This is a genomic window from Arthrobacter sp. CAU 1506 (assembly GCF_005047635.1).
Lineage (GTDB): Bacteria > Actinomycetota > Actinomycetes > Actinomycetales > Micrococcaceae > Crystallibacter.
In genome coordinates, this window is sequence record NZ_SUKC01000010.1 from 46,413 (window position 1) to 58,626 (window position 12,214).

The 12,214-nt window shown below is 65.6% G+C and carries 13 protein-coding genes; 9 read left to right on the forward strand and 4 right to left on the reverse strand.

What is annotated here, in order from left to right:
• A complete protein-coding gene (locus E4J89_RS12360) occupies positions 1–402 on the reverse strand; it encodes a phage holin family protein (RefSeq protein WP_136786457.1) in 402 nt (133 codons plus the stop codon).
• 73 nt (positions 403–475) lie between these two features.
• On the opposite strand from E4J89_RS12360, the gene E4J89_RS12365 reads away from it, so the two are divergent.
• From E4J89_RS12365 to E4J89_RS12395, 7 genes are all read left to right on the forward strand, one after another.
• Positions 476–1,627: a histidinol-phosphate transaminase gene (locus E4J89_RS12365; protein ID WP_136786458.1), complete on the forward strand. Its 1,152-nt coding sequence runs from the start codon at positions 476–478 to the stop codon at positions 1,625–1,627.
• A gap of 148 nt (positions 1,628–1,775) precedes the next feature.
• Positions 1,776–2,957: a pyruvate dehydrogenase (acetyl-transferring) E1 component subunit alpha gene (gene pdhA / locus E4J89_RS12370; protein ID WP_136786459.1), complete on the forward strand. Its 1,182-nt coding sequence runs from the start codon at positions 1,776–1,778 to the stop codon at positions 2,955–2,957.
• A complete protein-coding gene (locus E4J89_RS12375; RefSeq protein WP_136786460.1) occupies positions 2,957–3,931 on the forward strand; it encodes an alpha-ketoacid dehydrogenase subunit beta in 975 nt (324 codons plus the stop codon). Before pdhA ends, E4J89_RS12375 begins: the two co-directional genes overlap by 1 nt.
• Before the next feature lie 13 nt (positions 3,932–3,944).
• Entirely contained in the window at positions 3,945–5,453 is a 1,509-nt protein-coding gene (locus E4J89_RS12380; protein WP_136786461.1) for a dihydrolipoamide acetyltransferase family protein, read from the forward strand.
• A 146-nt stretch (positions 5,454–5,599) separates the two neighbouring features.
• Entirely contained in the window at positions 5,600–6,115 is a 516-nt protein-coding gene (gene rraA / locus E4J89_RS12385) for a ribonuclease E activity regulator RraA (RefSeq protein WP_240691870.1), read from the forward strand.
• A gap of 20 nt (positions 6,116–6,135) precedes the next feature.
• Positions 6,136–7,170, forward strand: a complete 1,035-nt coding sequence (locus E4J89_RS12390) for a serine hydrolase domain-containing protein (protein ID WP_205754492.1) — start codon at positions 6,136–6,138, stop codon at positions 7,168–7,170.
• Between the two features lie 44 nt (positions 7,171–7,214).
• A complete protein-coding gene (locus tag E4J89_RS12395) occupies positions 7,215–7,442 on the forward strand; it encodes a hypothetical protein (protein WP_136786462.1) in 228 nt (75 codons plus the stop codon).
• Here E4J89_RS12395 and E4J89_RS12400 read toward each other — a convergent pair.
• Both E4J89_RS12400 and E4J89_RS12405 read right to left on the reverse strand, forming a co-directional pair.
• Entirely contained in the window at positions 7,420–8,709 is a 1,290-nt protein-coding gene (locus E4J89_RS12400) for a PLP-dependent aminotransferase family protein (protein ID WP_136786463.1), read from the reverse strand. The genes E4J89_RS12395 and E4J89_RS12400 overlap by 23 nt on opposite strands.
• A gap of 62 nt (positions 8,710–8,771) precedes the next feature.
• Positions 8,772–9,746: a helix-turn-helix transcriptional regulator gene (locus E4J89_RS12405; RefSeq protein WP_136786464.1), complete on the reverse strand. Its 975-nt coding sequence runs from the start codon at positions 9,744–9,746 to the stop codon at positions 8,772–8,774.
• A 405-nt stretch (positions 9,747–10,151) separates the two neighbouring features.
• On the opposite strand from E4J89_RS12405, the gene E4J89_RS19415 reads away from it, so the two are divergent.
• On the forward strand, positions 10,152–10,307 hold the full coding sequence (locus tag E4J89_RS19415; protein WP_169303998.1) for a hypothetical protein: 156 nt from the start codon (positions 10,152–10,154) through the stop codon (positions 10,305–10,307).
• A gap of 99 nt (positions 10,308–10,406) precedes the next feature.
• Complete coding sequence (locus tag E4J89_RS12410; protein WP_136786465.1) at positions 10,407–11,378, forward strand: lantibiotic dehydratase C-terminal domain-containing protein; 972 nt, start codon at positions 10,407–10,409, stop codon at positions 11,376–11,378.
• A 287-nt stretch (positions 11,379–11,665) separates the two neighbouring features.
• On the opposite strand, the gene E4J89_RS12415 is transcribed toward E4J89_RS12410, so the two are convergent.
• On the reverse strand, positions 11,666–12,151 hold the full coding sequence (locus E4J89_RS12415; protein WP_136786466.1) for a hypothetical protein: 486 nt from the start codon (positions 12,149–12,151) through the stop codon (positions 11,666–11,668).
• Positions 12,152–12,214: the final 63 nt, after the last annotated feature.

The window sequence follows — 12,214 nt, forward strand, 5'->3', positions numbered from 1 at the left end:
TTAGCGGCTGCGGGTCAGCGTGCCCGCTACCAGAGACACCACGCTGATGATCAGCGAGCCGAGGATGGCGGTCCAGAAGAACGAATCCACGACGAACTCCACCGGGGTGAAGCTGGACAGCCACGCGGTCAGCACCAGCATCAGCGCATTGATCACAATCGTGAACAGCCCCAGCGTCAGGATGGTCAGGGGAATCGACAGGAAGGAAACGATGGGGCGGATGATCGCGTTGACCAGGCCGAAGATCAGCCCGATCAGCAGGTAGCCCAGCACCGTGCCGATCGTTTCGTTGCCGACCGCCTCGGCCGCGGCGGACCCATGGATATCCATGCCGGGCAGGATCCAGCTGGCCACCCAGAGTGCCAGCGCGTTGATGATGACCCGCACAATGAACTTTCCCATGCGTTTATGCTGCCACACCCGCGCCGTCGCCATGCTGAACTTACTGTGCCGGAGCCCACGTATCCTTAAAGGCATGATTTCTCCTGAGAACCCCATCAAGGAAGCTGCGGTTCAGGCAGCAGGAACGTCGGCCCGGATCCACCCGCGTCCGGTCCTCGACAGGCTGCCTAAGTATGCTGCCGGCAAACCGCCGGCTGCGATCGAGGGCCTGCAGTCCTACAAACTGTCCTCCAACGAAAACCCTTTGCCGCCGCTGCCTGCCGTGCTGGAAGCCGTGAACGCGCAGACGGACATCATGCGCTACCCCGACCCGCTGTGCACCGCGCTGCGCAACGAACTAAGCCGCTTCCTGGACGTCCCCGCCGACGACATCGTCACCGGCGCAGGAAGCCTGGGTGCCCTGGTGCAGATCCTGCAGACGTTTGCCGGTCAGCACGAGGACGGCAGCGAAGACGAAGTCGTCTACCCCTGGCGGTCGTTTGAGGCCTACCCGATCATGGTGGGGCTCTCCGGCGCCCGCAGCGTCCAGATCCCCAACCGGTCCGACGGGACCCACGACCTCGAAGCAATGCTGGACGCCGTGACCGAGCGGACCAAGGTCATCTTGCTCTGCACCCCGAACAACCCGACGGGCCCGGCCCTGAAGGCAACCGACGTGGAGAACTTCGTCCGCGCCGTGCGGGACGACATCATCGTGGTCATCGACGAGGCCTACACCGAGTTCGTCCGGGACCCGGAGGTGGTCGACGGCGTCACGATGTACCGGAAGTACCCGAATGTGGTGGTGCTCCGCACCTTCTCCAAGGCGCACGGCCTGGCCGGCCTGCGGGTGGGCTATTCCATCTCGCAGCCGCAGATCACTCAGCACCTGCGCGTAGCGGCAACGCCGTTTGCGGTCTCCAGCCTGGCCGAGCATGCGGCCATTACGTCGCTGCAACACTACGACGAAGTTGTAGAAAGGGTACAAAGCCTGGTCGACGAACGTGACCGTGTGGTCGCCGGACTCGCCATGCTGGGGTGGAAGATTCCGCAGACCCAGGGCAACTTCGTCTGGCTGCCGCTGGGCGACCGGGCACAGGAGTTTGCCGAACTCGCCGGGCGGCAGGCGCTGTCCGTCAGGGCGTTCGCCGGCGACGGGGTCCGGGTCAGTATTGGCGAAGTCGAGGCCAACAGCCGTTTCCTGGCGCTCTGTGAGAACTATACAAACGGTCCCGGCGTTTCCTGACGGTAATAACACGGGTCCCCGCCGCGGCTGCCGTTAGGCTAGGACGAGACAAACGACCGATATATGCCGGGTCAGGAATGCATTCCCGGCCCGGCATATATGAACAGCGAAGATCTGCCGGCAGCCGGCGGATCGGCGAGGAGTTCACATGGGCGCTGAGCACTTGCCCGCCTCGGAATTCGATATCGAAGAACTCGAGCAGTCCTTGGTGACCAGCGACCCCGCTGACGCGCCGCCGCTGGTCCAGTTGATGGCGCCCGACGGCAGCCTCCGCGAGGACACCAAGTACGGCCACTACGCAGCGCACCTTGACGGCGAGGCGCTGCGTGCCATGTACCGGGACATGGCTCTGGTCCGCCGCTTCGACCAGGAGGCGACCGCGCTGCAGCGGCAGGGCCAGCTGCTCCTGTGGCCGCCCCTGCTCGGCCAGGAAGCGGCTCAGATCGGTTCGGGCACCGCACTACAGGCCCAGGACTACGTGTTCCCGACCTACCGGGAACACGGCGTAGCGCTCACTCGCGGGCTGGAGCTGTCCAAGGTGCTGCGGTTGTTCCGCGGCGTCAGCAACGGCGGCTGGGACCCGCGGGAAAGCAACTTCCACCTCTACACGCTGGTGCTCGCCGCCCAATCACTGCACGCGGTCGGCTATGCCATGGGTGTCCAGCGCGACGGCGACGACGCCGTGACGGTCGCCTACTTCGGCGACGGCGCCAGCTCCGAAGGCGATGTCCACGAGTCGATGGTGTTTGCCGCCTCCAACCAGTCCCCGGTGGTGTTCTTCTGCCAGAACAACCACTGGGCCATCTCCGTCCCCACCGAAGTCCAGTCCCGGATACCGCTGTCCAACCGGGCCAGCGGCTACGGTTTCCCGGGCGTCCGGGTGGACGGCAATGATGTGGTGGCAGTCCACGCGGTCACCCGCTGGGCGCTGGAGCGTGCGCGTTCGGGCAAGGGGCCGGTGCTGATCGAGGCGTTCACGTACCGGATGAGCGCCCACACCACCGCGGACGATCCCACCAAATACCGCGAGCTTGCGGAGGAAGAGAAGTGGCGCGAGCGCGATCCGCTGCTGCGGTTGGAACGATACCTGCGCAGCACCAACACCGCCGGGCAGGACTTCTTCGACCAAATCGCCGCAGAGGCGGACAAGCTCGCGGCGAGTACGCGCGCCGACGTGCTGGCGATGGAGGCCCCGGACTTTGAGGACCACTTCGCCAATGTGTACGCAGAGCCGCACCCGCTGATCCGCGAGGAGCTGGAATGGCACCGGCAGTACCAGGCCGGCTTTGCCGAGGAAACCGCCGGACAGGCTGAAGGGGAGGCACGCTGATGGCCACCATGACCATAGCCAAGGCGATCACCAGCGGTCTCCGCGCCGTCCTGGCCGACGACCCGAAGACGCTGATCATGGGCGAGGACATCGGCAAGCTCGGGGGTGTCTACCGCGTCACCGAAGGGCTGCAGGCCGAATTCGGTGCTGACCGGGTGGTTGACACCCCGCTGGCCGAATCGGGCATCCTGGGCACCGCGATCGGATTGAGCTTCCGCGGCTACCGGCCCATTTGCGAGATCCAGTTCGACGGGTTCGTCTTCCCGGCGTTCAACCAGATCACCACCCAGCTGGCCAAGATCCGCAGCCGCAGTTCCGGCATGCTCTCCGCGCCCGTGGTCATCCGTATTCCCTACGGCGGCGGAATCGGATCCATCGAGCACCATTCGGAATCCCCGGAAGCGCTCTTCGCGCACACCGCAGGGCTGCGCATCATCACCCCGTCCAACCCGCACGACGCCTACTGGATGACCCAGCAGGCCGTGGCTTGCCAGGACCCGGTGATCATCTTTGAGCCCAAGCGCCGCTACTGGCTCAAGGGCGAGGTGGACACAGAGTCGGCCGGGCGTGACGCCTTCAGCGCACAGGTGGTCCGCGAGGGCACCGACGTCACCATCGTGGCCTACGGCCCGCTGGTCCCGGTCGCGCTGGCCGCGGCGGAAGCGGCGCAAGAGGACGGCAACAGTGTGGAGGTGATCGACCTGCGCTCCATCTCGCCGATCGACTTCGACACCGTCACGGCCTCGGTCGAGAAGACTGGCCGGCTGATCGTCACGCACGAGGCGCCGACCTTCGGCGGCATCGGCGGCGAAATCGCTGCCCGGGTGGCCGAACGCGCCTTCCTGAGCATGGAAGCCCCGGTGCTGCGCGTCGGCGGTTTCCACATGCCCTACCCGTTGGCGAAGGTGGAGGAACAGTACCTGCCGGACATCGACCGCCTGCTTGAGGCCCTCGACCGTTCGCTCGCCTACTGATATCGGAGATTCCATGTCGAACACGCAGATTTTCAACCTCCCCGATGTCGGCGAGGGACTGGTCGAAGCCGAGATCGTGTCCTGGAAGGTCAAGCCCGGCGACACGGTGGCGGTCAACGACGTGATCGTCGAGATCGAAACCGCCAAGTCGCTGGTCGAGCTGCCCAGCCCGTACGCCGGCGTGGTTTCGGACCTGCTGGTGCCGGAGGGCCAGACGGTAGAGGTCGGCACGCCGATCATCGCCGTCGCCCCCGAAGGATCCCAGCCCGCGCCCGCCACACCGCAGCCCGCCGCCGGAACGACCGCCGACACATCGGCGCCGGAGCAGCCGGTACCGAATGCCGCCCCCGAGGCCGGCCCGCTGGTCGGTTCCGGCCCCAAGGCCGATCCGGTCAGGCGCCGGCTGCGGCGCGGCAGCGCCGCTTCAACTGCCGGAACAACGACGGCGGGGCGCGGCTTCGCGCGCCCGTCCGGCAAGGCGACCGCGCCTGCCGCCATGCATCTGCCCGAACCGCACGGCCAAGCACAGCACGTGCCGCCGGTTCCGACCGACGACGACGCTGCCGTTCCCGGTTCGGTCTCCAGCGGACACCGGGGCGAAGCGGTCCAGGCGGCGGTCTCCCGGCTGCTGACGCGGGTGCTGGCCAAGCCCCCGGTCCGCAAGGCCGCCAAGGATCTGGGCATCAACCTGGCCGACATCACCCCCACCGGCAAGGGCGGCGAGGTGACCAAGCAGGACCTGCTCAGCTACCAGGCCCAGCGCGAGGCGGAACAAGCGGCCGCCCCCACGTTCTGGGCGCCGCGGAAGGGCCTCCTGGACAACCGGATCGAACGCATTCCGGTCAAGGGCGTGCGCAAGGCCACCGCCAAGGCGATGGTCGAGTCCGCCTTCAGCGCCCCGCACGTGAGCATCTTCGTGGACGTGGACGCCTCGCGGACCATGGAGTTTGTGCAGCGGCTGAAGAAGTCCCGCGACTTCGAAGGGATCAAGGTGTCCCCGCTGCTCATCCTGGCCAAGGCGGTCATCTGGGCAGCCGCGCGCAACCCCAGCGTCAACGCCAGCTGGGTGGAGGCGGAGTCCGGCGACGAGATCCATGTCAAGCACTTCATGAACCTGGGCATCGCGGCCGCCACGCCGCGCGGCCTGCTGGTCCCGAACATCAAGGACGCGCAGGACCTCTCGCTCAAGGAACTCGCGGTCGCGCTCAACGAACTGGCCACCACTGCCCGTGCCGGCAAGACCAAGCCGGCGGACATGCAGCACGGCACCCTGTCCATCACCAACATCGGCGCCCTCGGCATCGATATCGGTACGCCGATCATCAACCCGGGCGAAGTCGCAATCGTCGCCTTCGGCACCATCCGGCAGAAGCCGTGGGTGGTGTCCGGCGAAGTCATCCCGCGCTGGATCACCACGCTGGGCGGCTCGTTCGATCACCGCGTGGTGGACGGCGACCTCTCTGCCCGCTTCATGGCGGACGTCGCCGCCATCATGGAAGAACCGGCGCTGCTGCTCGACTGACACCAGGGCTGGCTCCCACGCCCTGACCGGCCCGGCGCCGTCGACCGGCCCCGGCGCGCGGCGGAGACGTCTTCGCCGCGGCTGGCCGGTGCCCGCCGGCGCCTCGGTTGCTAGGATCACCGTGTGGCGAGGAGGAGCACCATCACGTGACCAATCCAGCAGGCAAGGCCCAGGCGAGCACCGTCGTCGAACCCGCAGTGACGCCCACGGCGGACCTGTACGACGAACGTGGCGACGAGCTGGCCTCGGTGTCGCTCCAGTTCGGCAACTTCGGCGGCAGAGCCGCCTTCAGCGGACCGGTCCGGACCATCAGCTGTTTCCAAGACAACGGGCTGGTGAAGTCCGTGCTCAACTCGCCGGGGGACGGCGCGGTGCTGGTGGTCGACGGCGGAGGATCCCTGGAGACGGCGCTGATGGGGGACATGATCGCTTCCGCTGCGGTGGCCAACGGCTGGTCCGGCGTCATCATCAACGGAGCGGTTCGGGACCGCTCAGCCCTGGCACAGCTACCGCTCGGGGTTAAGGCACTCGGCAGCAACCCGCGCAAAAGCGCCAAACAGAGCCGCGGCGAAACGGACGTCCCGGTCGCGATCGGGGGAGTGGTCTTCCGTCCCGGCGCCACGGTCCACGCCGATCTGGACGGAATCCTCGTCGACGGCTGAGCGCACGGTACAGTCGCCCCATGACCGCTTCTTTCGACGCCGAGGTCGCCGCCGGGATCATGCAGAGCACGGCAGACTTCTCCGGCGCCATCCATGTCCGCCAGCACGGGAAGGTCCTGCTGGATGAGGCGTACGGTGTGGCCACCCGGCGCTGGAACGTGCCGGTCAGCACGAAGACCCGGTTCGACGTCGCGTCGGTGACCAAGCTGTTCACTGCCGTGGCCGTGCTGCAGCAGGTCGACGCGGGGACGCTGAGCCTGGACGGACTGATCCACGACCACGTGGACTTGGCCGGCACGCAGATTCCGGCCGACGTCACGCTGAAGCAGCTGCTGAATCACACTTCGGGCATTGCCGACGACGCGGACGAGGAAGCCGGGGAATCCTACGAGGCGCTCTGGCTCGAGCGGCCCAATTACTCGGTGACGCAGACCGCGGAGTTCCTGCCGCAGTTTGTCCACAAGGCGCCGAACTTCCCTCCGGGCCAGGGCTGCCGCTACTGCAATGTGGGCTATATCCTGACCGGCTTGGCCCTGGAAAAGGCGACCGGAGGCAGTTACCGGGACTACGTCGTCGAGCAGATCTTTGCCACCGCCGGGATGACGGCAGGGTTCTTCGACATGCGCGAGGCGGTCCCGGATGTGGCTGAGGGCTGGGAACCCGCCGCTGACGGAACCGGCTGGCGGTCGAATATCTACAGTTATCCGCCCATCGGATCCCCCGACGGCGGTGCTTACGCCACCGCGCGGGATCTGGTGGTCTTCCTGGACGCGGTCAGGACCGGACGGCTGCTGTCGCCCGAAACCACGGAGGCCTTTCTCACGCCCCAAGTCAAACACCACGAGACCGGCGACCAGCTCCTGGAGTACGGGTTCGGGCTGGAATTCCGCTCCGTTTCCGGACGCCTGCGGTCCCTGTCCAAGGACGGCATCAATACCGGTGCCAGCGCCATCGTCGAGTATTTTCCGGACCACGACCTGACCTTGGCGATGGTCTCCAACGCGGAGGACGGCGTCTGGGGTCCGCTGCGCAAGATCAACGCGCTGATCGAGTGAGCCGGCCGGCCCCGACGCTGCGCACGCTGTGAAAGACTGGGCGCATGAGTAACAACAGGCCCTCGGGTCAGCGCCGCAACGACTCAGGGGTGCCCAGGATCGACTGGAAGGGCACGCTGTGGGCCATGGCTGCCGTCTTCCTGCTCAGCTACGTGATGATCTGGCTGATTCCGGGTCTGCATCCGATCCTGCGCATCATCATCGTGATCGGGCTGTATTTCGCGGGCCGCTACGTGTACTACCGCTACGTCAAGAACCGGCTCCGGCCATAGCTTTCTCGAGCACCGGGGCAAGCCTGCGCACGCCCTCGCGGATGGCCTCCTCGGGCACGGCGCTGAAGGCCAGCCGCAGCCGGTTTGATGGCTCATCCGAGGGGCTGAACGCAGCCCCGGGAATGAAGACCACTCCGGCATCGATCGCGTCGTAGAGCAGCGGATAGGTGTCCACGCCCTCCGGCAGCGTCACCCAGACAAAGAAGCCGCCCTCGGGTTCGGTCCAGCTTGCCCCTTCCGGCATGAACTCCTTCAGGGCGGACAGCATGGCGGCGCACCGCTCGGCATACAGCTGCCGGTAGGTACCGATTTGCCCCAGCCAGTCATGCTCCGCAAGGTAGGTGGTGATCAGCATCTGGTTCAGCGTGGGCGGGCAGAGGGTGACCGCTTCGTTGGCCAGGTAGAAACTCCGCTGCAGGTGGTCGGGCAGCAGCGCCCAGCCGATCCGCAAGCCCGGCGCCAGGATCTTGGAGAACGAACCCAGATAAATCACGTCATCGGGGTTGCCCGCACGCAGCGGCTGCAGCGGCTGGCCGTCGAAGCGGAGCAGCCCGTAGGGATTGTCCTCGAGCACCAGGATGCCTGCTTCCCGGCAGATGTCCACCACGTGCTGCCGGCGCTCCGCGGCCAGCGTGATGCCGGAGGGATTGTTGAAACTGGGAATCGTGTACAGGAACTTGATGCTGCGGCCCTCGCCCTGCAGCTCCTCGATGCGGCGCTGGAGTTCGGACGGGATGAGGCCGTGCTCGTCCATGGGAACCGGTTCCACCTGGACCTCGTAGGCCTCGAAAGTATTGAGCGCGCCCACGTAGGTCGGATCCTCGCAGAGCACCACGTCCCCCGGATTGCAGAAGACTTTGGCCGCCACGTCTTGGGCGGACTGGGATCCGGCCGTGATCACCACATTCGCCGGGTCGGCGCCGGTGATGCCTTCGTGTTCCATCACGCTGCAGATCGCGCGCCGCAGCTCTTCGGTGCCCTGTCCGCCGCCGTACTGGAGGGCGGCCATGCCGTGCTCGGCGATCAGGCGCTGCGCCATGCCGGCGATCTTGTCCAACGGCAGGGACTGCAGGTAGGGGTTGCCGCCGGCCAGCGAGACCAGGCCGGGACGCATCGAAATGTCGAAAACGTCGCGGACGGCCGATTGCTTGATGTTTGCGGCCCGCTGCGAGAACAGGTGTTGGTGCCGGTGCGCCGCCGTCGCACGTTCCAGTGCCACTTCCGTTTCGGCTGGCAGGGCGGCGAGGTCAGCATCCTGTGAAGTCACTCACACAGGATAACGCGATGTGTTACAAACAGGAAACAGAAGTTTTCTATTGGTGCTTTGACTCAGAGCCAGCCGGCGTCCCGCGCCTTCAGTGCGGCTTGGAAGCGGCTGTCCGCGCCGAGCTGTTCCAGCATCCAGGCAATGTGCCGCCGGCAGGTGCGGACACTGATGTCCAGTCTGCGGGCTATCACTTCATCGGAGTACCCGGCTGCCATGGCGTTGAGGATGGCATGCTGGATGCCGTTGAGGACCGAGGTTTCGCTGTCTTGCCCGTCGAGCACATAGGGGTCCGCCAGCTCCCACGCCACATGGAACAGATTGATGAAGACCTGGATGAGGTTGAAGTCGCGGACCACCAGGGCGCCCCGGTCTTCCGGGTGCAGTTGGCGCCCGATCAAGGCGAGGTTGCGGTCGAAGATCATGATCTTCAGCGGCACGTAGGGCAGTGTGCGGTACTCGCCGCCGGCCGGGGAGATTGCGGCGACCGCTTTGCGTGTGGGTACATGGTCCAGCGTGCTGGCGTGGCTGATGTTTTTCCGGATCACCCCGCGTTGGAGCAGTTCGAGGTCCTTCTGGATGCCTTCCTCGTGGACATCGGCCGAGGAGCCGGAGCCGGGCTGGCTGATGAGTACCTGCTCGGCGACGTCGCGGCCGTAGTCCACCAGCAGCTTGCGGATCACCGCGGGGTCTTCGAGGACCTCCACGGAGGTATCGAGCGAGACGCGCTTGCGGGCCGCCAGATACGTGGGAACCAGGGCGGCCATATCCGCCCGGTGCCCGCTGATCTTGGTGCGCAGGTCGATGAGCAGCCGCTCGTCGGAGTCCACCAACTGTGAGAGCGCAACGTCGGGGGAGATGGCAACATAGCGCTCCACATCCGGCGCCGGCTGCTGCAGCAGCTGCCGGCTGACCAGCTCTCCGATGGCAATATTGAGGTCGCGGATGGTGTAGCCAAGGGCCGTGGATGCGGTCTCCCTGGTCCAGCCGGGATGGGCCACAGCGAATTCATAGACCTCGAATGCCGTCCCGCTCAGCATGGGGCGCTCCTCCGGTGGATCCATTTATGTATCACGCAGGGCTTGCTATTTCAGCCGCCGCTTGGCCGCTCTTTGGCTAGTCTAAGGCACTTCTTCGGCCGATCTTGCGCTGCCGGAAGGCTGCTACTTGCTGCCATGGCCACATTATGCCACCCGTTCCCGGTGTTTGTCTGGCCAACCGTCTAACCACCTGATTTCCCCGGAATCACAAGGAGAACGGCCCACTCATCACCGTGTCCGGAACCTGTCAGTGCAAGCCCCAAGGCACGATCAGGGCATGTCCGGATGTTGCAAGTGGATTGGCTGGACAGGCAGAGCAGTAGCACGGAACTCTTGGAGTTGTCGGGCCGAGCAGTTGGGCTGGATAAGCCACCGTACGAACCGAAGCCATGTGAAGGGAATGACATGTTCAAGAAGATCGCAAGCATCGCGGCAGGGCTGCTGGTTGCATTGGGGGCGGTCTCCGCGGCCACCCCGGCAGTAGCCGCCGATCTAGGTCCGGTTCCGCAGTCCGTAAAGTCAGTCAACGTTTCGACTTCAGCCCTTATCTGGGACTGGTAAAAGCCGCCCCATCTCATCGGCACTGTGCTGATTCCGTAACCAGGATGACGCCGACTATCCCTCCCCAAGACCACCGGAACATCGAACCAGGAGAAGCGCATGAGCCAGCTGACAGCCATCCGCCCGACAAGTTCGGTGAACGTCAAACCGTACTGGTGGGTTCTGTCTATTTACACGGGTAGGCAGGACGTAGTCGACGCCGTCATAGGAGAACTGGTTACACCGCTGGTCGCCCACGCTCGCCGCGAAGGCGTGGGCCGCTGGTACTTCAGCCACAGCGCCGACCAGATGGGGCCTCACCTCAAGGTCCGGTTCCTGGGCCGCCGTCCAATCCTCGATAGCCTCCAAAGGTTTGAGCTGGCGGCCCGGGACCGGGTCCTGGACATCCTTCCCGACGTGACAACCCAGGAGAACTTCGTCCTGCCCTCGGGCAGCGAGGACTCCATCCAGACTTCCCCCGGCGACGCCGTTGTCCCCGTACCGGAAGCTGACCTGGACCGCTTCGGCGGACCGGACGGGTTGGAACTGGCGGAAGAGGTGTTCGAACTTTCCTCCGAGCTGGCCATGTGGGCCACCCAGCGCTTCAGTAAGTCGCAAGGCCGTTCCGCGTTGGCCTCGTTGCTCCTGTGCGATGCGGCCTGGGCCATGATGTACGGGCCGAAGGCGCCGCAGTGGCCCGACCGCAGCCGGTTGTCCTGGGAGTACTGCTGGGACAACCACTTGAGGGTATCCACAGCCGAGTTGGGTCGTTCGGCGCCGAAGGCGCGGCACAGCCTCACTGCAGGGCTGGTCGCCCGCACGGCGCCGATGCACCGGTTGATGGCAGCCACCGCGGACGAGAGCAGCGTACAGAACTGGCGCCGCCGCTGGATCAGGACGCTTGACTCCTACCTCTACCGGGCAGATCGCGCCCGTGTGAGCCGCAGCGCCCAGCAACTGACGTTCTGCCAGGCCCACCTGTTGATGAACCGGCTGGGATTTACTACCTGGGAGGAAGCCGCACTCGGTGTCTATGCCAGAGCATGGTCGCCCGAAGTCGAATCCTCCCTGTTGGAAAAGAGGACAAAATGACCCCGTTCGGTTTTACGTCGATCGGACCCGAATCCAGGGGGCCGGAAGTCCCGAACGAAAAAACTTCAGATGTGGACCAGTCTGGCGTACTCGGTGCGCACGGTCAGGATGACGACCTCTGGAACCTCACCGGCAGCAACTACTTGCGTGACGCCGCATGGGCCGATCAGGCCTGGCAGTAAGAGACGCCCCCGGCATTCCGCCGGACACTGAGCCATCCTCCCCCCAATAGGATCAGGCCGGAGCCTCCCCCCAACGCTCCGGCCTGATCCTTCTTTTGCGGAATCCTACTTTTGTGGAACGTCCGGAGCGGCGCTGTTCAACGAGAGGCGCCGCTCCTGCCCCAGGATTGAGATGGTCAGCGGCTGCCGGCGGTCGACGTCCGGAGGAACGTCGAAAACATGTGTCATCGGCGCAAGGTCATCAGTGCAGGCTTGTGAGCGTGGGTCTTCGTAGGTGTCGACGGCTTCGATGGCCACGTGGTTCGGTGACAAAACCGTACTGCCGGTACTGACCACGGGGCACGACGACGACCCGTACGTGACGGCGGCGAATGCGCTGCCGCCCTTGAGGAGGATCACCTGAATGGTGGAGTCGGGGTCGGCGAGCGGGTCGGGTTGCCGCAACTCCGTGCCCGAGCCGGGCGGCGTTCCGCGGTACATGTTGTCGCCGGGCTCGGGAAGCGGCCCCGCAGGCCCATGGCATCCGCCGAGCATCAATGCGCCAGCACCAACAGCTATGGCGAAAGCCAGGACCGCGGGGGTGCGGCGCATGTCAGCCGCCGGTAGGGGGCTCGGCTGCCGGCGAGGCCAGCAGCTTGTTCAGCAGCGCCGGAT